Raw genomic sequence first — 25,347 nt, 5'->3', positions numbered from 1 at the left:
CTTCGGATAGGTCATTCGGGAGCGGTCCACTTTCCTCTATGAAAGCTTCAAAGCTGCGGGGAAAGGAACTGCCAAAGCGGTTACGGCCGCCCCCAGCGCCTTTCGGTGGCTGCCCCTGACCACGCTGGCGGCGCTCGGGCCGACCAGCCTGGCCTTCTGCACGACGCGCCGGTCCTCGGCCTTCGCCAGCCGCACGTGGGCCTTTGGGTGGCCCTCGGCGTTCGCCAGCGTCACCACCTGCACGCGGGCCTTTGGGCGGGCCACGGCGTTCCCCGTCTGGACCAGCGGCACGTTCCCCTCTGGGCGGACCACGGCGTTCGCCAGCTTCGCCACCGGCACGCTGGCCTCTGGGTGGGCCACGGCGTTCACCGGCTTCGCCACCGGCACGCTCACCTCTGGGCGGGCCGCGACGTTCGCCAGCTTCACCACCGGCACGCTCACCTCTGGGCGGGCCACGGCGTGCACCGGCTTCGCCACCGGCACGCTCACCTCTGGGCGGGCCACGGCGTTCGCCAGCTTCGCCACCGGCACGCTGGCCTCTGGGTGGGCCGCGGCGTTCACCGGCTTCGCCATCGGCACGCTCACCTCTGGGCGGACCACGGCGTTCGCCAGCTTCGCCACCGGCACGCTGGCCTCTGGGTGGGCCGCGGCGTTCACCGGCTTCGCCATCGGCACGCTCACCTCTGGGCGGACCACGGCGTTCGCCAGCTTCGCCACCGGCACGCTGGCCTCTGGGTGGGCCGCGGCGTTCACCGGCTTCGCCATCGGCACGCTCACCTCTGGGCGGACCACGGCGTTCGCCACCTGCACGCTCACCTCTCGGAGGGCCGCGACGTTCGCCGTCTGGACCACCGGCACGAGGGCCTCTGGGCGGGCCACGGCGCTCGCCTTCGCCCCGTGCAGGGCGATCACTTGACGGCTGGTCGCTGCTCTCATCATCAGCGCGCGGACGACGGTCGCCACGTTTGCCCTTCAACAGGTTCTGGCCCAGCTTCGTCTCGGCCAGCCCGGGGGCGGCGTGTGTCAGGACAGCGGTAACTTCTGCCTGTCTTTCCTGGCGCACCAATTGCCGAACCAGACCCATGATATCGGCGCGGTCAAATTCACCGGCTTCATTCAGGGCCAAAGCCCGCAGTTCTGTCATCAATGACTGGCCTTGCTCTTGCGAAATCGAGCTGTCAGCAGTCAACTTGTCTTCGATGGAACGGTAGACGTCGACGGTTTCCATTTTGGGCTTAATACCTTCGTTCATGTTCTCAGTTCTTCGCCCTGGGCCCCGAACATGGCCGGTACCAAAGCTGTTTGGCTTACTAAAACACCGATAAGAAAAATTTTGCGATTCTGTACAACACCGAAGCAACCAGATTTTGCCGCGTTTCGTTCGAAACATCTGCAACAGCCGGTTTTCTGATCACCGGCCCCAAGCGCAGGCACGGCTTGTTGGTATCTCGCACTGCCTCTTTTCAGTTTCCTTTTAGACATCTCCCACGGCGCAATGCCGTTCGGGACCGCCGGAGGCGTAGCAAATCGCTGACGGTCCGGCAACAGTCGGATTGGCGCAGGCGTGCGGATCTGATGGTGAAAGCGCCGTAGCGTCAGGGGCTGTCCGCTGGAAAAGCTGTGCCATAGTTTCCCGACCAGCAAGAAACCGGGGTCTCTCATGTACGACAATGCCATGCCTTCCATCTATTTCTCGGACGAACATGTCGCGTTTCGCCAGACGGTGCGGGCGTTCATCCAGAAAGAGGTGACGCCCAATATTCAGGACTGGGAAGATGCGGGCCGCCTGCCCCGGTCATTGTACAAGAAGGCAGCCGAGATCGGGTTGATTGGCGTGATCTATCCCGAAGAGCTGGGCGGCAGTGCGGGTGATCTGTTCATGCATGTGGTCGCGACCGAGGAAATCTCGCGGGCCGGGTCGGGCGGGGTGTCTGCATCGCTTGGATCGCATACCATCGGCCTGCCGCCGTTGGTGAAACACGGCAGCGATCATCTGCGCCAGACCTATGCCGTGCCTGTGATTGCCGGGGAAAAGATCGCCGCGCTGGCCGTGACGGAACCGGGGGGCGGATCGGATGTGGCCGCGTTGAAGACGCGGGCGGTGCGCGATGGGGGTCATTTCGTGGTGAACGGAGAGAAGACGTTCATCACCTCGGGTATGCAGGCCGATGTCATCACGGTCGCTGTGCGCACTGACCCCGGGGCGCGTGGCAGCGGCGGGATTTCGTTTCTTGCCGTTGCGGGCGACACGCCGGGGCTGGAGCGGACAGAGCTGACCAAGATGGGTTGGTGGGCCTCGGACACGGCGCATCTCTCGTTCAACGATTGCCGGGTGCCGGTCGATAACTTGATCGGGGTCGAGGGCGGCGGGTTTCAGGCCGCGATGCTGAATTTCAACAACGAACGCCTGTCTATGGCGGCGCAGGCCTATACCATGGCCGATGTCTGCTATCGCGAGGCTTTGGCCTGGGCGCAGGAGCGGCAGGCGTTTGGCAAGCCGTTGGCGCAGCAACAGGTGATCCGGCACAAGCTGGTCGATATGGCGGCGCAAATCGATGTCGCGCGGACGCTGACCTATGACATTGTCTGGCGGTACATGAACCAGATGGATCCGCTGCAGATCCATGTGGCGCGTACCAGCATGGCCAAGGTCACGGCCACCAACGCGTTAAAGTTCTGCGCCGATGAGGCGGTTCAGATCCTGGGCGGTATGGGGTTCATGCGCGGCACCGCGTCCGAGCGGATTTATCGCGAGGTCAAGGTGATGACCATCGGTGGGGGAACGGATGAGGTTCTGAAGAACCTGGCGGCCTCTCAGCTCGGGATCTGACGGTCAACTGACCCGCTGGCGCCGAAGCCACGCCACGAAAACCTTGGCGGCAGGGCGCAAGGTGCCGGGGCGGGTCACGATGTGATACCCGGCACCGTCATCGCGCGCGAAAAGTTCGACCAGCCGCCCGGCCTTAAGGTCGGGTTCGATAAAGTGGCGCACGGTTGCGGCCACACCCTGCCCGTCACGCGCGGCGGCCAGCAACAGGTTGCCCGGCATCTGAAGACGCGCGCCGACGATGCCGCGCTCGACCCCTTGGGAGCGCAGCCAGTTGCTGCCTTCGGTGGTGCCCAACTCTTCCAGCCATGGAAATTCGGCCAGGTCTGACGGTTCGGTAATCTTGCATCCTTTCAGCAACGCGGGCGACGCGACCACAACCATCGGAGACGTCAACAAAGGTTCAGAGTGAAGGCCATCCCAGTTTCCGTCGCCATACCGGAGCGCAACGTCCACGCCGCCGGGACGCAGGACGCTCAGGTCGGGGGTCGGATCGACTACAAGGTCGATGTCCGGGTGTCGTGTGCGAAAATCAGCCAGACGCGGCAGCAGCCAGACGGCAGAAAAAGACGGAGTGGCGGTAATATGCAGCGGGCGGGCGGCATCAAGGCCGGTCAGCTCCTGCACGGCGGTTTCAATTGCTCCGAACCCCAGCTCGACCGCCTGCGCCAGCCGCTCACCTTCGTCCGTCAGGGCCAGCGTGCGCCCGGTGCGGTCCAGCAATGCGACCCCCATATGCGCCTCAAGCGCGCGCAATTGCTGGCTGATGGCAGCGTGGCTGACATTCAGGGAATCGCCAGCCTGAACCACATTTCGCCTTTCTGCAAAGGCGGAAAAGGCCCGAAGCGCGGCCAGCGGTGGCATATGGAGCCAGTCCATTTGTAATCTCAACTTACATGATGAAACGCGTAATGAGTCGCATTGATGCGCCGTTTGGTCAAGTGTGAGGGCAAGACAAACACCACACACAGGAGCGCGACATGATCAATATTTACGCCCAGAGCTTTATGACTGCGACGCGGACCGATTGTGTCCGTATGCGCGACGCCCGCAAGCCCGATGCCGCCAAGCCCAAGCGCCGGTGGTTGCCGGAAGGCCATTGGTGGACGCAGAAAACCCACTGCAAATCCCCCGGCGACCTGTAAGGTCTGACACCAGACACGAACGGCCCGTCCTCCTGACTAGGTGGACGGGCCGTTTCGATGTATCAGGGTGGAATAAAACGGCGCCGGCTTTTCAGGAAACGCGCGAACAGATCGAAAAGCCGACGCCGTGCCTTTGGGCCCTTGGGGCCCAAAGGTGTCTCGTTTAGCGATTACTCGCCGCCACCCAACTGGTGGACATATGCTGTCACAGCGCGGATCTGTGCTTCGCTCAGACGCGTGTTCCAGTTCGGCATCACGCCGTAGCGCGAGTTCCAGACAGTCTGTTTCAGCGTGTCGTAGTCACCGCCATAGAGCCAGATTGCGTCCGTCAGGTTTGGTGCGCCCTGATAGATGTCGCCGGTGCCGTCTTCGGCGTGGCAGGCGGAACAGTTGTCTTCAAAGACCACCGCACCGGCATCGACCATGGACGCATCCATCGGGTCGCCGGACAGTGACATGACAAAGTTCACGACCTGCTCGATTTCGGCCTCTTCCAGCAGTTCGTCCCGGCCAAAGGCGGGCATTTCGGAATAGCGCGCATCGTCGTCATCCTCGTTCCGGATCCCGTGGGACACGGTGTAATGGATGTCTTCCATGGTGCCGCCCCAGAGCCAGCTGTCATCCAGCAGGTTGGGATAGCCCTTTGCACCGGCAGCACCCGACCCGTGGCACTGGGCACACCATGTCTTGAACACGGCGGAACCGGCTGACGTGGCATAGCCGTTCAGATCCGGGTCACTCGCGATTTCGGTCAGTTCGACCGAGGCCAGTTTAGCGTTGATGGCCGAGTTGGCTTCATCAACAGCGGCGATGTCGGCGGCCACATTGGCGCGCGTCGACCAGCCCAGCAGACCGGCGGTTGCCGATTTGACGCCCGGCCAGGCCGGATAGGCGATCGAGTAACCGATGGCCCAGACGATGCAGAGGTAGAAGACATAGACCCACCACTTTGGCAGTGGGTTGTTGAATTCTTCGATACCGTCCCAGCTGTGGCCAGTTGTTTCGGGATCACCCTTTTTGACTTCGGGTTTCTTGCTCATGTCCTCGCCTCCTCATCCGTGGCGGGTTTGTCTTCGTGCCGGAACGGGATGTTTGCCGTGTCCTTGTAGACCTTGCTGCTGCCGGGTCGGAGCACCCAGATGATGACCCCGAGAAAGAAGACAAACAGCATGACCAGCATCCAGCTGTCAGCGAATTGCCGAAGGAACGTATATTCTTCCATGATCCGTTCCCTCCTAGCGGCTCGCGTCTGGCGTGAAGGTCGAGAAGTCGACCAACGTGCCCAGCATCTGAAGATAGGCGATCAGCGCATCTGCTTCGGTCAGTTGAGGCTGACCGTCAAAGTTGCGAACATTCACGCCTTCGCCGTACCGTTCCAGCAGACCGTCATAGTCGCTGTCCGGGTCGCCTTGAGCCAAAAAGTCGGCCTGCGCGCTTGCCAGCATCTCTTCGGTATAAGGCACACCAACAAAACTGTGCACGGACAAGAGATCCTTGATGTACTTGCCATCAATCACCTTGCGTTCGAGGAAGCCGTATTTCGGCATCACCGATTCCGGCACCACAGACTGCGGGTCGCGCATGTGATCCACGTGCCATTCGTCCGAATAGCGACCACCAACACGGGCCAGGTCTGGCCCGGTTCGCTTGGAGCCCCACTGGAACGGGTGGTCGTACTTGGACTCTGCCGCCAGTGAATAGTGGCCATAGCGCTCGACCTCGTCCCGCATGGGACGGATCATCTGGCTGTGGCAGACATAGCAGCCTTCCCGCACGTAGATCTCGCGCCCGGCCAATTCCAGCGGGGTGTAGGGGCGCATGCCCTCTACATCCTCGATGGTGTTTTCCAGCCAGAACAGAGGTGCGATCTGCACGATCCCGCCGATGGTGACGACCAGGAAGCTGAAGATCAGCAGAAGGGTCGCGTTGGTCTCGAGGATTTTATGTTTGTCGAGAATTGCCATTGCTCCGGCCCTCCTTATTCAGCCGGGACGGCGACTGTAAGGCTGGCTTCTTTAGCCGGGGCCTTACGGACGGTCATCCACAGGTTGTAACACATGATGACGGCACCGGCGAGGAACATGAGCCCCCCAAGAGCACGCACAACATACATCGGGAACTTGGCGGCAACGGTGTCAGCGAACGAGTTCACCAGGAAACCATTTGCGTCGACTTCGCGCCACATCAGGCCTTCCATGATACCGGTCACCCACATCGATGCGGCGTAGAGCACGATACCGATGGTGGCGAGCCAGAAGTGCCAGCTGACCAGTTGCAGCGAGTACAGGCGTTCGCGTTTCCACAGAACCGGAACCAGGAAGTACAGCGCACCAAAGGTGATCATGCCGTTCCAGCCGAGCGCACCCGAGTGCACGTGGCCAATGGTCCAGTCGGTGTAGTGAGACAGCGAGTTCACCGCGCGGATCGACATCATCGGACCCTCGAAGGTCGACATGCCGTAGAACCCGACCGAGATGACCATCATGCGGATGATCGGATCGGTGCGCAGCTTGTCCCATGCGCCAGACAGCGTCATCAGGCCGTTGATCATGCCACCCCAGGACGGCATCCACAGCACGATCGAGAACACCATGCCCAGCGTCGAGGCCCAGTCAGGCAACGCGGTATAGTGCAGGTGGTGCGGGCCAGCCCAGATATAGATGAAGATCAGCGCCCAGAAGTGGATGATCGACAGCTTATACGAGAACACCGGACGTTCGGCCTGTTTCGGGATGAAGTAGTACATCATGCCAAGGAAACCGGCGGTCAGGAAAAAGCCCACCGCGTTGTGGCCGTACCACCATTGTGTCATCGCGTCCTGCACACCCGACATCACCTGAACCGAGCGCGAGCCCCAGATCGAAACCGGGATCGACAGGTTGTTGACCAGGTGAAGCATGGCAACGGTGACGATGAACGACAGGTAGAACCAGTTGGCGACGTAGATATGCGGCTCTTTCCGCTTGATCAGCGTGCCGAGGAACACGGCCAGATACGATACCCAGACCACGGTCAGCCACAGGTCAACATGCCATTCCGGTTCAGCGTATTCTTTCGACTGGGTCGAGCCGAACAGATAGCCGGTTGCGGCCAGAACGATGAACAGCTGATAGCCCCAGAACACGAACCAAGCCAGATTGCCGCCCCAGAGGCGTGCAGCGCTGGTGCGCTGGACCACATAGAACGACGTGGCGATCAGGGCGTTGCCCCCAAACGCAAAAATCACCGCCGAGGTGTGCAGCGGGCGCAGGCGTCCAAAGTTGGCATACCCTTGGGCCCATTCAAAGTTGAGCCCCGGAAAGGCCAACTGGAAGGCGATGAACACACCGGCGAGAAATCCGACAACGCCCCAAAAGGCGGTCGCGATGACACCGGCGCGCACGACGCCATCCATGTATTCGTTTTGTGGTGCGACGGTCGGGTTCGGATCCCCGGTGCCACGCAACGTGACAAGAAACAACCCACCGGACACAAGCAAGACAATGATTGCGTGTACCATGTAAGCCGTATCGCGCGCATAGTTGATGGCCATCGCGGAGAAGAGGATGACCAAACCAAGCGCAATAAGCTTGATATAATTCGACATTTTGCGTCCCTTTGCCGTGTCTCACGCGATTCTTTTGCCGCGCCAGACGAGTTCAGACTGAATGTTAAATGAACAACAGTACCCATAGTTGCTTTGATCTGTGTCAAGACATAGCGCGCGTTTCTGTGAGAGGCATCATTTCAGAGACACTCCTACGACTTTCTGCCACACTCGCAGAAGAACTCATGAGGACCAAATGGCTTATAAATCCTTGCTGACCGTTCTGACCGACACTCGGTCTGCTGCAGCACCGCTAACCGAGATGATTACCTTGGCCCAATCGCTGGACGCCCATGCCGAGGCCTTGTGTCTTGGCGTCGATCGGACTCAGACCGGGTATTATTACGCTGGTGCCAATGCGATGATCCTTCAGGAAACGCTGGCGCGTGCCAGCACCGAAGCCGCCGAAGTTCTGGCCCATGCCAATGAGGTGCTCGGAAAATCCGGTGTGCGCTGGTCGGCAGAAGACGGCGTGGCGCAGATTTCCGATCTTGGGCGGCACGTGGCACATCGCGCCCGGTTTTCCGATCTGGTGATCCTGCCGCGCCCATACGGCGAAGATCGCGGTGCCGAGGCCGAACCGATTGTCGAGGCTGCCCTGTTTGAAGGCCACGCCCCGGTTCTGGTGGTTCCGGATCAGTTGGAACCGATGTCGCAGCCCAAATCGATTGTCGTTGCCTGGAACGAAAGCGTTGAAGCGATGACCGCGATCCGCAAGGCGCTGCCTTTCCTGATGGCGGCGGATATGGTGCGCATCGTTGTGATCGACCCGCCGCAGCATGGCCCCGAACGGTCTGATCCCGGTGGATTGCTGAGCCAGATGCTGGCGCGTCATGGGGTGAATTGCGAGATTGATGTGCTGTCCAAAACGATGACCCGCGTGTCGGACATCCTGAACCGCCACGCCACCGATACGGAATCGGAAATGATCGTGATGGGGGCCTATGGCCACTCGCGGTTCCGCGAAGCCATTCTGGGCGGCGCCACCCGCAACATGCTGGAACAGGCGCAAGTGCCGGTGTTCATGGCGCACTAGTCAGGATCTGCGAATGAACGGTCGCACAGCAGCCTGTGCGGTCGTTCGGTGCAAAAGTTCGGACAGAGACCGAATAACCAAAGGCGTGACGCGTCCAGTGTTGGACAAACTCGCGTCTTTCGGTTCCGGGATTGGCGCGATTCACCCGCCTAATAGAGGCGCGCACCCTCATCCGCGCTGTGATCATCCTGCACTTCATCCAGAGTTTGCTCTCGGTCGACCGTTGCAATCACCCACTCAGCCAGCGTCGGGGCCGCCTTGCGTACCGGCCAATGGTCAGGGTGCCACAAACGGGAGCGGATGAGCGATTTCGAGCAGTGCATGAACGCCTCTTCGACATCGATCACAAGCGCGAGCAAAGGCTCTTTTCCTTTGAAAGCGTGGCGCTTGCTAATGGCCGCATCCCGAACGACACGGGCCTTGCCGGCAATGCGCAGAGTGTCGCCATGGCCGGGCACAATGAACAAGAGCGCTATGTTCGGGTCTTCCAGAAGGTTCTGAAAGCCATCAACCCGATGATTGCCAAGCCTGTCAGGGATGATCAGCGTCTTGTCATCATAGACCTCGACAAACCCTGCCGGATCCCCTTTGGGAGAAACATCAATCAAGCCCTCTGACGCTTTGGTCGCGACGATCACAAACGGCGCATGCGCAATGAATTTCCGCGCGACGTCATTCAAACGGTCGCTCACCTTGAGGAAAGTGTTTGTGAACCCTTCGGTTGGCAGGAGCTCTCTCAGGCGTTCGGTGGTCTGGATCTGCTCATCGATTTCAAGCATGGCACTCTCCTGATGGCAATTGAGAGAGAGCTTAAGCCAAGTGCGGTATTCGTCAAAGCTGCCTTTGGTGGCGCGACGGCGTATTTACGCTTTGTCCTGCCGTCCCGACCTTGGCCAATCGCCCTGCTCACATAGTTAGGCGGACCTCGTGGCTCTCGTCAGATCACGGTCTATCGTCGGATCAGACCGATCACGAACAGCAGGATCACCGAGCCGATTGTCGAATGGATGATTGCCGAAAGAAATCCGCCGCCGACAGAAAAGCCCAACGCTGGAAAGATCATTCCGGCCAGAAACGCCCCCAGTATGCCGACGATCATGTTGCCGAACAGGCCAAAGCCACGGCCTTCCATGATCTTGCCCGACAACCAGCCGGCGACGGCACCGATGACGAGCATGGCAAATACGCTTGTGAATTCCATTCGGGTTTCTCCCTGACGTGTGTTCGGGGCCATGCTGACAGCCGACCCCGGTTCTCACAAGCCCGGATTGATCAGCTTCGGATGAAATGCATCCCCTGAAACTGTGCCCGCATCGCTGCTGTGCGTGGCGCGACCGCTGCCGGATCGTTGCCGCGCAGACCATCGGCGATCAAAGCGGCCAGCGCGGGCGCATGGTCGGGCGTCACACCCCGGCGGACCAGTTCCGGGGTTCCGATCCGCAGACCGTTCATGTCGCCGTCCACCGGATCGATGGGCAATCCGATCCCGCAGGCCAAAAACCCGGCCTTGCGCAGAGTCTTGGACGCGGCTTGGCCGCCGCCAAACCCGGCGGCCTTGATCGCAAACTGGTGGGATTGTGTCGCGCCATGCGTCCCTTCGAACACCGGAAAGCCGAGGTCTTTCAAAGACGCGGCCAGCGCCTGCGACAGATCCACCATCGCCTGCGCATAGGCCGCCCCATGATCGACCCAATCGAGCAGGGAAATCGCCAAAGCCGCCGATTTCGCCGCATCGAAGTTCGCCGTCATGCCGGGAAAGGCGATGGCGTCCAGTCGTTGGGCGATGTCCGCCTCGTTGGTGACGATCAACCCGCCCGCCGGTCCACCGAGGCTTTTGTAGGTGCTCATCGTCATCAGGTGTGCGCCTTCGTCCAGCGGGTTGGCCCAGACGCCCCCCGCGATGATGCCGCACTGGTGCGCCGCATCGAACAGAATGTGCGCGCCGACCTCATCCGCGATGGTCCGGATATCGCGCACCGGGTGGGGGAACAGGTTGAGGCTGCCGCCGATGGTGATCAGGCGCGGCTTGAGGTCATGCGCCATGGCGCGCAGCCCGTCCAGATCGACGGTATACCCGTCCGCATGCACAGGGGCCGTATGGATGTTCAGCCCGTACAATCCGGCGCAACCATCCGCATGGTGGGTCACATGCCCGCCGACAGTTGCGGGCGGCACGATGATCGTATCGCCGGATTTCGTCAGCGCCATGAAGGCGTACATGTTGGCCAGCGCGCCCGAGGCGACGCGGATTTCGGCATAGCGCGCGCCAAAGACCTTGGCCGCCAATTCAGCGGCGATGACTTCGATCTCTTCGATGGCTTCCAGCCCCATCTCGTACTTGTCGCCGGGATAACCCAGCGACGGACGGCTGCCCAGACCGGCGGCCAAGGCGGCCTCGGCGCGGGGGTTCATCACGTTGGTGGCCGGGTTGAGGTTGAAACACTCCTCGTCATGAATTTGCCGGTTTCGGTCGATCAGCGCATCGATGCGGTTGGCAATCTGGGCCGGGCTTTCCGTCGCCACGCGGTCCGCGATGGACTGGACATAGGTTTCGCAAGTCTCGGGGACCCAGGGGCGGGCGGCAAGGCTGGTCATGGCTGTCTCCTGTCGTTTGAGGGCAGGAAACCAGTCCGGGGGCTTGCACGCAAACCAGTTTTTCGAAAAACTAGGGTTAGAAATTCTGAGGGTAATCACATGTCTGTCGCCCCACCCCGCCCCAGGTCCTTGCCTTTGACCGCCCTGCGCGCGTTCGAGGCCGCCGCCCGCCTTGGCGGATTCTCGGCTGCTGCAGACGAACTGGGTGTCAGCGCCGGGGCAATCTCGGCCCATATCAAGGCCATCGAGGCCGAGATCGGCGCGCCGCTGTTCAAACGATCACCGCAAGGGGTGCGGCTGACACCACTGGGTGCCCGTGTTCAACCTGACTTTACCGATGCCTTCGATGCGCTGGGACAGGCCGTGCAGACCCTGCGCGCCGAAGCTGGCCCAAAAGTGGTGCATATCGCGGCCCTGCCTGCGGTCGCCCAGTTCTGGTTGTCACCGCGCCTGCCCCAGTTGCGGGCGACGGCCCCCGAGATTTCGATCTCGATCACCGCGCTGGAAACGCCGCCGAACCTGAAACGCACGCCGTATGATCTGTGCCTGTTCTATGACACCGATCAGGGCGAGGTTCTGGCCGAAGATCGTGTGTTTCCGGTCTGTGCGCCATCGGTTGCCGCCCGCCTGCAAAGCCCTGAAGATCTGCGGTCGGTGCCGTGTCTGACGGATTCCGGATGGCCGGACGACTGGGCGCTCTGGTCACGCCAGGGGTTTCCCGGCGGCCATTTCGCGCCGCGCGGCCCGGTCTTTTCGCTGTATTCTCTGGCGGTAGAGGAAACCATCAATGGGGCGGGCGTTCTGATCGGGCACGAAGCCTTGATCGCGCCCCATCTGGCGGACGGGTCATTGGTGGCGCCCTTCGCCACCAAGGTTCATCTGGATCGAAATCTGCGGATCTGGAGCCCCCGGCCCCTAAACAGCAAGGGGCCAGCGGCCATGGTCGCGACCTGGTTGAAAAACCAGGCCTAACCGGGGCTTACCCCAGCATCCCACCATCGCTATCATCGCCAGCTTCTTCCATCAGGCGACCCATGTCGGGCACGGTCACGTGACGCTTGCCTGCCAGTTCGATGACGCCGTCCTTGCGCAAGGCCGACATCTGGCGGCTGACCGTTTCCAGCGTCAGACCAAGGTAATCGGCCATCGCCTCGCGGGTGAGCGGCAGGTCGAATACCATCTGATCGGTCGGTCCCCTCTTGCCCGGAGTCGCATCGCGGCGGGCAATGATCGACAGCAGGCTGGCGATCTTTTCGCGGGCGGTCTTGCGCCCCAGAACCAGCATCCATTCGCGGGCGGCGTCCAATTCATCAAGCGTCATCTCAAGCAGCCGCTGGGCCACATGCGGGGTCCGCACCATCATGTCTTCGAACGGTTTTTTGCGGAAACAGCACATCACAAGATCGGTATTTGCCACAACGTTATAGGCTGCGCCTTCGCGCCCCGGACGACCAACGAAATCGGACGGCAACAGCAACCCGACCATCTGTGTGCGGCCATCTTCCATGGCTTGGGTCAGCGTCGCGATCCCGGACACGACCGAACCGACAAACGCCATCTTGTCGCCTGACCAGATGATGGTTTGCCCCGCTTCGAAGGTGCGGTAAAACTTGATCTGTTCCAGTTCATCCAGTTCATCCGGCTCGCACCGCGCACAGACCGCGCGGTGTCGGATCGGACACTCTGAACAGTTTTGAGAAATCGTATCAAGAAGAACGGTCATTGTGGGGGTCCCATTTGATCTGGGTCAAGGAGATCGTTTCGTAACAGATTCTAATCTAGCTATATGAACACGAAATCTCAATTGGCGAATCTGGGCTTATTTGACGCGAGGGTTCCGCGTTATACCAGCTATCCCACAGCGCCCCACTTCAGCAATGACGTGGGGCCTGATCTTTTTGGCGACTGGATTGCCGAAATTGCGCCGGGAAGCGCGGTTTCGCTGTATATTCACGTGCCGTTTTGCAGGCGGCTGTGCTGGTTCTGCGCCTGCCGCACGCAGGGTACGCAGAAGGACGCGCCAGTCGAAGCCTATGTCGACGTTCTGAAGGCAGAATTGAAGCTTCTAAGTAAAAAACTGCCAAAAGGTGTCACGCTTTCGCGTCTGCATTGGGGCGGCGGAACGCCCACATTGCTGTCACCGAAGCTGATGGAAGAGTTGTCGCAGGCCGTGTTTGATGTGGCCCCGATGGGCGAGGCGTCGGAATTTTCGGTTGAGATCGATCCGAACGAAATTGACGAAGACAGACTGGACGTTCTGGCCGCCGTTGGCATGAACCGCGCTTCCATTGGAGTGCAGGATTTTGATGCTGAAATCCAGAAAACCATCGGTCGGATCCAAAGTTATGACGTAACCCGCAAAGCGGCCGACATGATTCGGGTGCGCGGAATCGAAAGCCTGAATGCCGATATTCTGTTCGGACTGCCGCATCAGTCTCAGGCGCGCATGACCGAAAGTGTCCAGAAACTGCTGTCTCTGAATCCAGACCGGGTTGCTTTGTACGGCTATGCGCATGTGCCGTGGATGGCCAAACGACAGCAGCTTATCCCGTCGGACGCGCTGCCCACGCCGCAGCAGCGTCTGGAGTTGTTCGAAACGGCCCGCAAACTGTTTCAGTGGGATGGCTATGCCGAAATCGGCATCGACCATTTCGCCACCCAGGACGATGGCCTGACCCGCGCCCAGCGCGCCGGGACACTGCGCCGGAACTTTCAGGGGTATACCGATGACCCGTGCGATGTGCTGATCGGTGTCGGCGCGTCGTCAATCTCGAAATTCCCGCAAGGCTTTGCCCAGAACGCTCCGGCGACCTCGACGCATACGGCAGCAATCCGCGAGGGGCGGTTTTCGACGTCACGCGGGCACCGGTTCAAAGGTGAAGATCAGTTCCGGTCGCGCCTGATTGAAGCTCTGATGTGTGACTTCCGCATAGACGCTGACGAAATCCGCCGGGATTACGGGATCAGCCAGTCGGCACTGGACGAGATGTTCAACCGGGCCAATCACGACTTTGACGGTCTGTTGCAGATCACGCCCGACGGACTTTACATTCCCGAGGCCGCACGCCCCCTGACCCGGATGATTGCACGCAGCTTTGACGCCTATGATCTGAGCAAGGCCGGGCACAGTTCGGCAATCTGAACCGCACGGTTCCCAACAGGATACCCCTTGACGTAGGGGCATTCGGTTTCCAAGACTGGTAACCCTGCACTCGCGGACCCCGGCGCGCAGTTTCGGCTGTGTGCAACACGCGGGATATCAGGGGCAAATCAGACAGGCAGGGCCGGATGCACCGCATTCGATGGGTCACCGATCGGGCAGCGCAGTTTGCTGCGTGACACCTCGAAGGGAGCGTTATCCATGCGTGTATTTACCGTCCTCGGCCCCACTCAGTCCGGGAAATCCACTCTGATCCAGGCGTTGAGCCGACTTGATGGTCGCCCTGTCACCTTTGCTGTCGGAGGCGTCGCGACGCTGCATTCGTTTTCCTATCTCGACGAACCCTGGATGGGGATCGACGTGGATGGCGGGGCCGATGCGATGGCATATGCCGGGCCTGCCCTTGCGATCAGTGACGCCGTGGTGCTGTGTGTTCCGCCCGACCCTGACGCGGCAGTTCTGGCCGCCCCCTATCTGCGCCTGATCGAAGAGGCCGGGATTCCCTGTTTCATATTCGTGAACCGGATGGATGCGCCAAATGGGCGGATCCGCGATATCATCGCGGCCCTGCAAAGCTATGGACGGCATCACATCACACTGCGGCAAGTCCCGATCCGCAAGGATGGTGAAATCGTTGGCGCGGTTGACCTGATCTCGGAACGGGCGTGGAAATATCGCGAAGGTGAGCCTTCGGTGCTGATCGAAATCCCGAACTCTGAAATCAGTCGCGAACAAGAGGCCCGTGCCGACCTGCTGGAAGAGCTGTCGGATTATGACGATCATATGCTGGAACAGCTGATCGAAGACCGCCAACCCCCAAACGACGAAATCTATGATCTTGCGGCGCAGGTTCTGCAAAGCCATGCGTTGATCCCAGCCTATCTGGGGGCGGCCAGCCATGGCAACGGCCTGCGTCGGTTGATGAAAGCCCTGCGCCACGAAGCCCCGGGCATTGAGGTTGCGGCTGAACGTGCGCGGGCCGGTGCAGATGCACGGGCCCTGGCCGGGTTCGCCGATGTGAAGAAACACATCGGCAAACTGGTCGTTGTGCGCGGGCTGGGGGACGGCATCAAGGCGCATGACACGTTGGGCGGCGGCACCATCGGCAGCCTGACTGCCATGGACGCGAAAACGCAGATCGCATCGTTGGCCGCAGGCGAGGTTGGGCTGGCGGTCAAGTCGGACCATCTGGCCCCGGGCGGGGTCTATGACGCCGCAAGTCAAACCGGCTTGCCGGAGTGGGCCAACAGCCGCCCGGCGCATCACCGCGAGGTCGTTGCCCCGGTACATGATCGCGACGATGTGCGTCTGTCGAACGCGCTGACCCGACTGGTCGAGATCGACCCGGGTTTGACGCTGCAGACAGACGAGGCGTCTGGCCACGCGCTGCTGGGCACGCAAGGGCCGATCCACATGCGGCGCCTGACAGACAAGCTGGCCAATGATTTCTCGGTCGAGATCGAAACCCTGCCAGCCAAGGCTCAGTTTCGCGAAACCATCACCAAACCGGTCGAGCACCAGTATCGCCACCGCAAACAGTCCGGCGGCGCCGGGCAATTTGCCGACGTGACGCTCAAGATCGAACCGCAGGCGTGTGGCGAAGGGTCTTTGTTTGACAGCGAGGTCAAGGGCGGCACAGTCCCGCGCAACCACATCCCATCGGTTGCCAATGGTGCCGAAGACGCGCTGCGCGAAGGTCCGAACGGGTTCCCGGTTGTCGACGTGAAGGTGACGCTTTTGGACGGCAAACATCATTCGGTAGACAGTTCGGACTTTGCATTCCGCACCGCAGGCAAAGCCGCCGTACGTGAAGCATTAGCTCAGGCAAGGCCGGTGGTCTTGCAGCCGATCCTGAAGGCCGAAATCCACCTGCCGTCGACCTTTGTCGGCGATCTGGTTCCCACGATCAGCAGCCTGCAGGGGCAAATTCAGGGCTTTGAAGCCAACCAGGATGCCGCCGGGTGGGAGGTGTTTAACGCGCTGATCCCCGCCGTAGCGCAGGATGACCTGCATCGTGCTCTTGCCAGTGCCACGCGCGGCACCGGTTGGGTGAACCTGTCATTCGATCACTATGAAGAAACGCGCGGCACCTCGGCCGCTGCCGCGCAATAGATCGATCAGAGGGCCGCCGCGATCAGGGCGCGGGTGTATTCGGTCTGGGGGGCATCGAACAATTGCTGGGCGGTGCCGGTTTCGACCACGTCGCCCTGCTTCATCACCATGACCTGATGTGACATGGCGCGCACGACCTTGAGGTCATGGCTGATGAACAGATAGGCCAGCCCGTGCTTGCGCTGAAGATCGCGCAAAAGATCAACGATCTGCACCTGAACGGTCATGTCCAGCGCCGAGGTCGGTTCATCCAGCACCAGCAGTTTGGGCCGCAGCACCATGGCCCGCGCAATGGCGATGCGTTGGCGTTGCCCGCCTGAAAATTCGTGCGGATACCGGTCCATCGCCGTTGGATCCAGCCCGGTTTCGGCCATCACCTCGGCCACCAGATCGCGTGTGTCGCGGCCGGGATCGACGCTGTGCACACCCAGCCCCTCGGCGATGATCTGGGCGCAGGTCATGCGCGGCGACAACGATCCGAACGGATCCTGAAACACGATCTGCATGTCCTTGCGCAGCCTGCGCAGTTCACGTGTGGACCATTGGCGCACATTATCGCCACGGAAGGTGATCCCGCCTTCAGAGGCGATCAGGCGCATGATCGCCAACGCCAGAGTCGTCTTGCCGGACCCGCTTTCCCCGACAATGCCCAGCGTTTCCCCTGCCCGCACCGAAATGGTCGCGTCGTTTACCGCCTTCACATAACCGACAGTCTTGCGCAGGAATCCCTTCTGGATCGGAAACCAGACCTTGAGGTGATCCGTGCGCGCGATTTCTTCGGCGCCGGGGGTGACTGGATCGGGTTCACCGGTCGGTTCGGCCTCGAGCAGCGTCCGGGTATAGGTGTGTTTTGGATTTGAAAAAATCTCTTCCGTGGGGCCGGTCTCGACGATCTCTCCGCCTTTCATCACGCAAACCCGGTCGGCGATCTTGCGCACGATGCCAAGGTCATGAGTGATGAACAGAAGCGCCATGTTTTCCGATTTTTTCAGGTCGGCCAGCAGGTCAAGGATCTGGGCCTGAATGGTCACATCCAGCGCTGTGGTCGGTTCATCGGCGATCAGCACGTCCGGCTTGTTGGCCAGCGCCATGGCGATCATCACCCGCTGTCGCTGCCCGCCCGACAGTTGGTGCGGATAAGCGTTCAGGCGGGTTTCCGGGTCGCGGATACCGACTTTGGTCATCAGCTCAAGAATACGTTCGCGCGCCGGGTCGCCCGTGAGCCCCTGATGCAAGGCCAGCGATTCACCCAGCTGCTTTTCCAGGGTATGCAACGGGTTGAGCGAGGTCATCGGCTCCTGAAAGATAAAGCTGATGTCGTTGCCGCGCACCTGCATCAGGTCCTTCTGCGACACCCCGATCATCTCGCGCCCGTCATAAGTGACCGACCCTTCGATCACAGCGTTGTCCCCTAGCAAGGACACTGTCGACAGGGCGGTGACCGATTTACCAGACCCGCTTTCGCCCACCAGCGCCACGGTTTCCCCGCGATTGACGTTGAAAGACACGCCGCGCACAGCTGGCGTCAGCTTACCGTCCTGCCGGAAAGACACCCGCAGATCATTCACCTGTAGCAATGCTGTCATTGGAAGGTCTTTCTGGGGTCGAACGCATCCCGCACGCCTTCAAAGATGAAGACCAGCAACGACAGCATGATCGCGAAGGTGAAGAAGGCGGTGAAGGCCAGCCACGGGGCTTGCAGGTTCTGTTTTGCCTGCAGCGTCAGTTCACCCAGGGACGGGGACGACGATGGTAACCCGAAGCCGAGGAAGTCGAGCGACGCCAGTGAGGAAATTGTTGCCGTGACGATAAACGGCAGCATGGTCAGCGTCGCCACCATCGCGTTGGGCAGCATGTGGCGGAACATGATGGTCATATTGCCCACGCCCAGCGCCTTGGCCGCGCGGACGTATTCGAGGTTACGGGCGCGCAGGAATTCGGCCCGCACCACGCCGACCAGAGACATCCAGCCGAAGGCAATCATCAACCCGACCAGCAGCCAGAAACTGCGCCCCAGAATCGCGAACATGATGATGATGATGTAGAGCGACGGGGTGCCGGACCAGATCTCGATGATGCGCTGGAAAATCAGGTCCACCCAGCCACCGAAAAAGCCCTGAACCGCGCCCGCTGCGACGCCGATCAGGCTGGAGACGGTAGCGACAATCAGGGTGAAAATGATCGACAGGCGGAAGCCATAGATCACACGGGCCAGCACGTCGCGCTTGGTGTCATCTGTCCCCAGCCAGTTTTGTGCATTGGGTGGCAGTGGAGCCGCGCCGGGGCGATCCACAGGTGTGTTGAAAGAATAGGGCAGCGGCGGCCAGATCGCCCAGCCTTTCTGGAACCCGTCTGCCTGAAAGGTGCCTGCCTTGATCTCGTCGATGATGGTGTCAGGATCGTCGAAACAATCCTCGACCCCACCCGATGCAATCAGGCACTTGACCTCGGGGTCGCGATAGATGGCTTCGGTCTGGAAATCGCCACCGAATGCGGTTTCGGGATAGAAATTGAAAATCGGCGTGAACAACTCCCCCCGGTAACTGACCAGGATCGGTTTGTCGTTGGCGATGAATTCAGCGAACAGCGACAGGCCAAAGATCACGCTGAAAAGGATCAGCGACCAGAAGGCGCGGCCATTACGGCGAAAATTACGCCAGCGGCGCTGGTTGAGTGGAGAGAGCGCCATTTATCCCTCCCGGCTTTCGAAATCGATCCGGGGATCGACGATCACATACATCAGGTCCGACAGGATGCCGGTGACCAGCCCGATCAGGCCAAACATGAACAGCGTGCCGAACACGATCGGATAATCGCGCGCCACGGCGGCCTCATACCCAAGCCGGCCCAGCCCGTCGAGCGAGAAGATGGTTTCAATGATCACCGACCCGCCAAAGAACACGCCGATGAACACGGCAGGAAAGCCCGCGATGACGATCAGCATGGCGTTGCGGAAGACGTGGCCGTAGAGCACCTGCTTTTCGCTCAGCCCCTTGGCCCGCGCGGTGATCACGTACTGTTTCTTGATCTCATCCAGAAAGCTGTTCTTGGTCAGCAACGTCAGCGTCGCAAAGGCCGAGATGGTCGAGGCCAGCACCGGCAGCGTGATGTGCCAGAAATAGTCGCCGACCTTGCCCAGCAGGCTAAGTTCTTCCCAATTGTCCGAATAGAGGCCCCGCAGCGGGAAGATCTGCCAATAGGACCCACCCGCGAACAGCACCAAAAGCAGAATCGCGAACAGGAAACCGGGGATCGCATAGGCCACGATGATCGTCGCACTGGTCCAGGTGTCAAAGCGGGATCCGTCCTTGACGGCCTTGCGGATGCCCAGCGGGATCGAGATCAGATAGGCGATCAGCGTCGACCAAAGCCCCAGCGTGATCGACACCGGAAGCTTTTCCAAAATCAGGTCAATCACCGAGATCTTGCGGAAATAGCTTTCGCCAAAATCGAACCGCATATAGTTCCAGAGCATAGTAAAAAAGCGTTCCAGCGGCGGCTTGTCGAGGCCGAATTGCTGTTCAAGCTCGGCGATGAACTCGGGTGGCAACCCGCGAGAGCCAATATACTGGTCATTGCCAGACGTGGCTTGCGTTTCAACGTCGGCGCCGCCTCCTGCAAAGCTTTCAAACACGTCGCCGCCACCCTGCATCTGGGCGATGGCCTGTTCAACCGGACCGCCTGGCACGAATTGCACCAGAACGAAATTGATCACCATGATGCCCAGCAATGTTGGGATCACCAGCAGCAAGCGACGAAGGATATATGCTCCCATGGGGCGGTTTACCTAAGCGCGCCATCGGCTTTCAAGGCTGCGGCCTTGTCAGCGTTGATCCACCACAGATCCTCGGTTCCCAATGCATAGGGCGGCAGAACCTCAGGATGTTCATACATGTCCCAATACGCGACCCAGAATTTGCCCAGATACCAGATTGGCACCAGGAACCGTTTCGAGCGCAACACACGATCCAGCGCACGCACATTGGCGGTCATTTCCTCGGCATCCGTCGCGGCAATGATGTTGTCCAGCAAGGGTTCGATATCCGGGCCGGAAATGCCGGACGCGTTGAACACGCTATAGGCGGCGGCCTCGGCCCCGTACAGCTGGCGCAGTTCGGTCGATGGCATCAGCGAGGTCAAATACCCGCTGTAGATCATGTCAAAGTCACGCTCGCGCCGACGCAGGGTGAATTGCGACGAATCGATCCGATTGTATGTCGCGTCCAACCCCATGCGTTTCAGATTGTCGACAAAGGGCAGCAAGATCCGGTCCAGCGTCGGAGAATCCGACAGAAACTCGATCTTGAGCGTTTCGCCCTGATCATTGCGTCGCATGCCATCATCGCCGACAAGCCACCCTGCCTCATCCAGCAGCTTCATCGCGCGGCGCAGATTGCGCCGATCCGTTACACGGTCGGGTTTGCTGGAATGCGCGCGGATCGGTTCCGAGGTCAAAATGCTGGGATCCAGCACATCGCCCAGCGATTCCAGAACCTCGCGTTCGCGACCTTCGGGCAGGCCTTTGGCCTCAAGATGGGTCCCTTCCCAGAACGAATGGCGCTGTTGGAATAGCCCGTATTGCAGGCTGTCATTGGTCCATTCGAAATTGAATGCCAACTGCACCGCCTCGCGGACGCGGATGTCCTGAAACTGTGGTCGGGTCATGTTCATGACGAACCCGGTGGCAGAGGGAACATTCCCGTCAATCAGCTCTTCCTGAATGATCCAGCCTTTGTCGATGGCCGGAAAATTATATGCGGTCGCCCAGTTCTTTGAATTATTCTCAGCCCGGAACGTGAACTCACCTGCCTTGAAGGCCTCCATCGCAGCGACGGAATCAGAGAAATATTCGATCCGGATCGTCTCATAATTATTGCGGCCGACATTTACGTTCACGTGATCGCCCCAATAGTCGGGATTGCGTCGATAGACGACGCGGCGGTTGATGTCATAGCTGTCCAGCACATAAGGGCCCGAGCCGATTCCCGGATCCAGACGCGGTTCATCCAGACGACGGTTTTTGGGGTCTTCCATGAACCAGGCCTTGGACATGACCGGAACGGACGCCACTTGAGTGATCAGCGACCGGCGCGACACATCTTCGGCAAAATAGAACTTCACCCGGAGCGGGCCCAACACTTCGGCCTTGGGAATGCGTTTGCGGACTGCTTCGGCATAAGATCGCAAACCCTGATCCAGAAGCAGCTCGTGCGAAAACACGACATCCTCGGCCGTGACCTGCGTTCCATCGGAAAACCGGGCCTCGGGCCGGATGTTGAAAATGACCCACTCCTGACTTTCGGGGTACTCAAGGCTTTCGGCCAGCAGACCATACAGCGTTTCGGGTTCGTCGTAAGACGGGGTCATCAACGCTTCGAAATGTTCCGAGCTTCGCGCGGCGGCCCGCCCTTGTTTGGCATAGGGATTGAAGCTGTCAAAGGTGCCTTGCGCCGAATAAGACAGCTCTCCGCCCCGTGGCGCATCCGGGTTCACATAGTCGAAATGGGCAAAATCTGGCCCGTATTTCACAAGCCCCAGTTCAGAAAACGCATGTGACCGGATTATCTTTTCCTCGGCCCTCAGCAGGGTGGCGAACGCAAAGACCAATAGCGCGGACAAGGCCAGGACCGGAACGGTGCCTGCAACGGCAACTGAGCGCGCGCGGGCGCTGGAGCGGTTCTTCAAAGGGTAGCCTCCATGGTATTGGTATTCTGCCGGTTTTCTTGCTTGCATAAAGCTAATGGCCCCTGCCCCCAAGGTTCAAGTTGAGATTCCCTCAACTATACGTGTTTCGTCGTGTAGTCCCGTCATCCGCGCCAGAAAAACGAAAAAGGCCGCTGCACGTGGTGCAGCGGCCTTTGATTTGTCTGGTGATCCGGTCGGGATCAGTCGTCAAGACTGTCCAGATAGGCGATCAGGTTGACCCGGTCGCTTTCTTTTTTCAGGCCAGAAAAGCTCATCGAGGTGCCGGAAACGACTGCGCTTGGCTTCAGCAGGAAGTCATACAACGCTTCGGGGGTCCAGTCGCCGCCATGTGCGACCATCGCGCTGGAATATCCGAACCCGTCTTCGGACGCGACCGGACGGCCAACAACGTCATACAGCGACGGGCCAGTCGCATTCACGCCGTCTTCGATTTTGTGGCAAGCCGCGCATTTCTTGAATACCTTGGCGCCCTTTGCGGTATCGGCACCGGCCATCAACTCTTCAAAGCTGACTTCTTCAGCGGCTTCTTCGGCTTCGGCAGGCTCTGCTTCGACCACGTAGGAAGCTTCTCCATGACCACTGGTGTCATAGGTGATCTCTGCTGCCCATTTCAGCAGAAGAAGTGCCAGAAAGGCGCCCAGAAAACCGGCTGCTGCCTTGGTTACTGTCATCGTGTCAAACATGATCGCGAGTCCATAGTAGCTGTCTGCCGGGGTGTCTAAGGGTTCCCCTTGCCCGTGGCAAGGTATAGACACCGCGACCAATCGACCAAACAGAATTTGTTGCACGGAATCTAATCATGACCAATCGCATCGCCTTTCAGGGAGAGCCGGGCGCCTATAGCCACGAGGCTTGCCGCAATGCCCGCCCCGATATGGAGCCGCTGCCCTGTCGTACTTTCGAAGAGGTGATCGACGCGGTCAAATCCGGTGCGGCAGATCTGGCGATGCTGCCGGTCGAAAATTCGACCTATGGCCGTGTCGCCGATATTCACCGGATGCTGCCGGAAAGTGGCCTGCAAATTCTGGAAGAGGCCTTTGTGCGTGTGCATATCAGCCTGATGGCGATGCCGGGCGTCGAGATCGAGCAGATCGAAAAGGTCCGCGCGCATCTGGTGTTGTTGCCACAATGCGAATCCTTTCTGCGCCGCTATGGCATTAAGGGCGAAGCCGCCGCAGACAGCGCCGGGGCGGCTGCGGAACTGGCGGACAGCAAAAGCATGATCGAAGGCGTGCTGGCGTCAGATCTGGCGGCTGACATTCACGGGTTGCATATTCTGGCGCGCCATATCGAAGACCACGCCCATAACACCACACGATTCCTGCTGATGTCGCGCGAAGGCGATCACAGCCGGCGCGGCAAGCACAAGATGATGACCACCTTCGTGTTTCAGGTCAGAAACATCCCGGCCGCGCTGTACAAGGCGTTGGGTGGGTTCGCCACGAATGGTATCAACATGACCAAGCTGGAAAGCTATATGGTCGATGGATCGTTCACCGCGACGCAATTTTATGCGGATATCGAAGGCCATCCGGAAGACGCGCACGTGAAACGCGCCCTTGAAGAGATCGGGTATTTCACAACCAATGTCGAAATTCTGGGCGTGTATCCATCTGCGCCGGAACGCGAATGGTAACGTATTGGCCGATCAGGCCATACGCGCCCGGTTTGAGCGATCTTCCATAGCCCGGGCAAAATCCGAAACTTTAGACGAGAACCGCTTGGTCAGGTTCGTCCGTGCCAGTTTCAGGGATTGAACCAAAAGTCGCGCTGGCAATGTTTTTGGCGTCAGTTCCATCTCGATCGACATGCGGGTCTGACGGGCCGACAGGGCCATCAGATCAATCGTCAGAACCGCGTCCAGACCTTGGCTGTCTGCGTCAAACCGCATGGAGTTCGGGCGGTCGAATTCGGTCAGTTCCAGTGTGATTTCGCGTTCGGCCCCGCGCAGAGAGAACGTGGCATCCCACTTCATCCCGACACCGACGGCCATGTCTTCGCTGCCGCGCCGCACATCGATGCCCCGTCGCAAAGCGGCCCGTTCGTAAGCATCGAATTCGGCCAGCATGGCAAAAACTTCTTCGATTGGTGCTTCGATATCTTCTTGGCTGGAAAACTGCATATTGGGCCTGTCACCTTAGATTTTGTCTATTTTCATATCATTCGAGCGTATCCGCAAGCCAGTTCTCTAGCAGAAAATGCGCGATAGCGCCTTTTCGTGCCGGTTTCAGAACCGGATGCTCGCCCGCGAATGCGGTCATCATTTCGGATCGTGTGACCCACATCGCGTCTTCGATCTCGGTGGGATCTATGTTGATTTCGCGTGTCAGCGCCTCGCCAGCGCATCCAAACATCAGCGATGCGGGGAACGGCCAGGGCTGGCTGGCGAGATAGCTGACCTGACCAATTGTCACACCGGATTCTTCGAAAACTTCACGCCGAACCGCGGCTTCCAGCGTCTCACCGGGTTCAACAAAACCGGCCAAAAGCGAATACATGCCTTCGGGCCAGCCCGGCGAGCGGCCCATGAGCACCGAATCACCATGCGTGACCAGCATGATCACAACCGGGTCGGTGCGCGGGAAATGGTGCCCGCCACAAGCAGCGCAATCGCGTTGCCATCCGGCCTGCGCCATCTCGCTTTCAGCGCCGCAGCAGGCGCAGAACTTGTGGGTTGAATGCCAGCTAATCACGGCTTTGGCGGTCGCGGCAAGTTCCGCATCGCGTGGTGAGAGATGGGTCATCACCTGGCGCAGTTCAACAAACCTCCACTCAGAGGGCAGAGCCGGGTGTTTGTGTTCGGTCGGGTCAAAAAGCCTGCCCAATGCCGCCGTATCCAGTCCTTCCGGCTCCCATCCGGAAATATCCTGCGCAAACCGCGGGCGACCATCTTCCTGCAGCCCAAGGAAAACCGGTTTTCTCGCGTCACGTTCGTAGCCTGAGGTGAAAATCGGATTGTCGGGCGCAAGGAAAACCAGCTGGTCGCGGTCTTCCCCCTGCACCAGCGGTTTACCACGCCACATCGGCAGGAAACCCGCCATCGGATGGGCCTGCGCCTGTTCCAGCGCGGCTGCATCACCACGGATTTGGGCCGCACGGTCCAGTCCGGACCCACCGAAGGTGACTGTTTCCGCATGTTTCACTGACCGACCCTCCTCAAAAATAGCGAGGTGTGCCCGC

General features: G+C 59.9%; 24 protein-coding genes. 7 read left to right on the top strand and 17 right to left on the bottom strand.

Features of this window, described 5'->3' with window-relative positions; genetic code table 11:
• Positions 1-36: 36 nt before the first annotated feature.
• Positions 37-963 carry a hypothetical protein gene (locus tag FOY56_RS10515; RefSeq protein ID WP_146345800.1) on the bottom strand — a complete coding sequence of 309 codons (927 nt, stop codon included), beginning with the start codon at positions 961-963 and terminating at the stop codon, positions 37-39.
• A gap of 697 nt (positions 964-1,660) precedes the next feature.
• On the opposite strand from FOY56_RS10515, the gene FOY56_RS10510 reads away from it, so the two are divergent.
• Positions 1,661-2,830, top strand: a complete 1,170-nt coding sequence (locus tag FOY56_RS10510) for an acyl-CoA dehydrogenase family protein (protein WP_222434977.1) — start codon at positions 1,661-1,663, stop codon at positions 2,828-2,830.
• A 3-nt stretch (positions 2,831-2,833) separates the two neighbouring features.
• Here FOY56_RS10510 and FOY56_RS10505 read toward each other — a convergent pair whose 3' ends face one another.
• Positions 2,834-3,706, bottom strand: coding sequence for a LysR family transcriptional regulator (locus FOY56_RS10505; RefSeq protein WP_146345799.1), 873 nt, complete (start codon positions 3,704-3,706; stop codon positions 2,834-2,836).
• Positions 3,707-3,807: 101 nt separating this feature from the next.
• Here FOY56_RS10505 and FOY56_RS23570 point away from each other — a divergent pair, with 101 nt between their 5' ends.
• Positions 3,808-3,972 carry a hypothetical protein gene (locus FOY56_RS23570; RefSeq protein WP_186766305.1) on the top strand — a complete coding sequence of 55 codons (165 nt, stop codon included), beginning with the start codon at positions 3,808-3,810 and terminating at the stop codon, positions 3,970-3,972.
• A 170-nt stretch (positions 3,973-4,142) separates the two neighbouring features.
• Here FOY56_RS23570 and ccoP read toward each other — a convergent pair whose 3' ends face one another.
• The 4 genes from ccoP to ccoN are packed head-to-tail and all read right to left on the bottom strand — an operon-like array spanning position 4,143 to position 7,558.
• Positions 4,143-5,012 carry a cytochrome-c oxidase, cbb3-type subunit III gene (gene ccoP / locus FOY56_RS10500; RefSeq protein ID WP_146345798.1) on the bottom strand — a complete coding sequence of 290 codons (870 nt, stop codon included), beginning with the start codon at positions 5,010-5,012 and terminating at the stop codon, positions 4,143-4,145.
• Positions 5,009-5,194 (bottom strand): cbb3-type cytochrome oxidase subunit 3, encoded by a 186-nt coding sequence (locus FOY56_RS10495; RefSeq protein ID WP_146345797.1) that lies wholly within the window; start codon positions 5,192-5,194, stop codon positions 5,009-5,011. The genes ccoP and FOY56_RS10495 overlap by 4 nt, the downstream gene beginning before the upstream one ends.
• A gap of 13 nt (positions 5,195-5,207) precedes the next feature.
• Positions 5,208-5,936, bottom strand: coding sequence for a cytochrome-c oxidase, cbb3-type subunit II (gene ccoO, locus FOY56_RS10490; protein ID WP_146345796.1), 729 nt, complete (start codon positions 5,934-5,936; stop codon positions 5,208-5,210).
• 14 nt (positions 5,937-5,950) lie between these two features.
• Positions 5,951-7,558: a cytochrome-c oxidase, cbb3-type subunit I gene (ccoN, locus tag FOY56_RS10485; RefSeq protein WP_146345795.1), complete on the bottom strand. Its 1,608-nt coding sequence runs from the start codon at positions 7,556-7,558 to the stop codon at positions 5,951-5,953.
• A gap of 196 nt (positions 7,559-7,754) precedes the next feature.
• On the opposite strand from ccoN, the gene FOY56_RS10480 reads away from it, so the two are divergent.
• Positions 7,755-8,594 (top strand): universal stress protein, encoded by an 840-nt coding sequence (locus FOY56_RS10480; RefSeq protein ID WP_146345794.1) that lies wholly within the window; start codon positions 7,755-7,757, stop codon positions 8,592-8,594.
• Positions 8,595-8,743: 149 nt separating this feature from the next.
• On the opposite strand, the gene FOY56_RS10475 is transcribed toward FOY56_RS10480, so the two are convergent.
• The 3 genes from FOY56_RS10475 to glyA all read right to left on the bottom strand — a co-directional run bounded on the left by FOY56_RS10475 (position 8,744) and on the right by glyA (position 11,189).
• A complete protein-coding gene (locus FOY56_RS10475; protein ID WP_146345793.1) occupies positions 8,744-9,373 on the bottom strand; it encodes an MSMEG_1061 family FMN-dependent PPOX-type flavoprotein in 630 nt (209 codons plus the stop codon).
• Positions 9,374-9,543: 170 nt separating this feature from the next.
• Positions 9,544-9,795, bottom strand: a complete 252-nt coding sequence (locus FOY56_RS10470) for a GlsB/YeaQ/YmgE family stress response membrane protein (RefSeq protein ID WP_146345792.1) — start codon at positions 9,793-9,795, stop codon at positions 9,544-9,546.
• Positions 9,796-9,866: 71 nt separating this feature from the next.
• Positions 9,867-11,189, bottom strand: coding sequence for a serine hydroxymethyltransferase (gene glyA / locus FOY56_RS10465; protein WP_146345791.1), 1,323 nt, complete (start codon positions 11,187-11,189; stop codon positions 9,867-9,869).
• A 99-nt stretch (positions 11,190-11,288) separates the two neighbouring features.
• On the opposite strand from glyA, the gene FOY56_RS10460 reads away from it, so the two are divergent.
• Positions 11,289-12,161 (top strand): LysR family transcriptional regulator, encoded by an 873-nt coding sequence (locus tag FOY56_RS10460; RefSeq protein WP_146345790.1) that lies wholly within the window; start codon positions 11,289-11,291, stop codon positions 12,159-12,161.
• A 7-nt stretch (positions 12,162-12,168) separates the two neighbouring features.
• Here the strand turns inward: FOY56_RS10460 and fnrL are convergent, their stop codons facing one another.
• Positions 12,169-12,912, bottom strand: coding sequence for a transcriptional regulator FnrL (fnrL, locus tag FOY56_RS10455; RefSeq protein WP_146345789.1), 744 nt, complete (start codon positions 12,910-12,912; stop codon positions 12,169-12,171).
• Between the two features lie 63 nt (positions 12,913-12,975).
• Here fnrL and hemN point away from each other — a divergent pair, with 63 nt between their 5' ends.
• Both hemN and FOY56_RS10445 read left to right on the top strand, forming a co-directional pair.
• Positions 12,976-14,331, top strand: coding sequence for an oxygen-independent coproporphyrinogen III oxidase (hemN, locus tag FOY56_RS10450; protein ID WP_146345788.1), 1,356 nt, complete (start codon positions 12,976-12,978; stop codon positions 14,329-14,331).
• 219 nt (positions 14,332-14,550) lie between these two features.
• Positions 14,551-16,461 (top strand): elongation factor G, encoded by a 1,911-nt coding sequence (locus FOY56_RS10445; protein ID WP_146345787.1) that lies wholly within the window; start codon positions 14,551-14,553, stop codon positions 16,459-16,461.
• Positions 16,462-16,466: 5 nt separating this feature from the next.
• Here the strand turns inward: FOY56_RS10445 and FOY56_RS10440 are convergent, their stop codons facing one another.
• The 5 genes from FOY56_RS10440 to FOY56_RS10420 form a co-directional block, all read right to left on the bottom strand.
• On the bottom strand, positions 16,467-18,047 hold the full coding sequence (locus FOY56_RS10440) for an ABC transporter ATP-binding protein (RefSeq protein ID WP_146345786.1): 1,581 nt from the start codon (positions 18,045-18,047) through the stop codon (positions 16,467-16,469).
• Positions 18,044-19,150, bottom strand: a complete 1,107-nt coding sequence (locus FOY56_RS10435; RefSeq protein ID WP_146345785.1) for an ABC transporter permease — start codon at positions 19,148-19,150, stop codon at positions 18,044-18,046. Before FOY56_RS10435 ends, FOY56_RS10440 begins: the two co-directional genes overlap by 4 nt.
• Positions 19,151-20,236 carry a microcin C ABC transporter permease YejB gene (locus FOY56_RS10430; protein WP_146345784.1) on the bottom strand — a complete coding sequence of 362 codons (1,086 nt, stop codon included), beginning with the start codon at positions 20,234-20,236 and terminating at the stop codon, positions 19,151-19,153. It abuts the gene before it with no gap.
• 8 nt (positions 20,237-20,244) lie between these two features.
• Complete coding sequence (locus FOY56_RS10425) at positions 20,245-22,194, bottom strand: extracellular solute-binding protein (RefSeq protein ID WP_146345783.1); 1,950 nt, start codon at positions 22,192-22,194, stop codon at positions 20,245-20,247.
• Positions 22,195-22,346: 152 nt separating this feature from the next.
• Positions 22,347-22,850 (bottom strand): c-type cytochrome, encoded by a 504-nt coding sequence (locus tag FOY56_RS10420; RefSeq protein WP_146345782.1) that lies wholly within the window; start codon positions 22,848-22,850, stop codon positions 22,347-22,349.
• Between the two features lie 116 nt (positions 22,851-22,966).
• On the opposite strand from FOY56_RS10420, the gene FOY56_RS10415 reads away from it, so the two are divergent.
• A complete protein-coding gene (locus FOY56_RS10415) occupies positions 22,967-23,803 on the top strand; it encodes a prephenate dehydratase (protein WP_146345781.1) in 837 nt (278 codons plus the stop codon).
• A 12-nt stretch (positions 23,804-23,815) separates the two neighbouring features.
• Here FOY56_RS10415 and FOY56_RS10410 read toward each other — a convergent pair whose 3' ends face one another.
• Positions 23,816-24,289 carry an SRPBCC family protein gene (locus tag FOY56_RS10410; RefSeq protein ID WP_146345780.1) on the bottom strand — a complete coding sequence of 158 codons (474 nt, stop codon included), beginning with the start codon at positions 24,287-24,289 and terminating at the stop codon, positions 23,816-23,818.
• Between the two features lie 37 nt (positions 24,290-24,326).
• Positions 24,327-25,310, bottom strand: a complete 984-nt coding sequence (nudC, locus tag FOY56_RS10405; RefSeq protein WP_146345779.1) for an NAD(+) diphosphatase — start codon at positions 25,308-25,310, stop codon at positions 24,327-24,329.
• Positions 25,311-25,347: the final 37 nt, after the last annotated feature.

It is taken from the genome of Falsiphaeobacter marinintestinus (assembly GCF_007923355.1).
GTDB classification, from domain to species: Bacteria; Pseudomonadota; Alphaproteobacteria; order Rhodobacterales; family Rhodobacteraceae; genus Phaeobacter_A; species Phaeobacter_A marinintestinus.
Note: the sequence above shows the minus strand (reverse complement) of the source record. Positions and strands in the feature narration are given on the sequence as shown.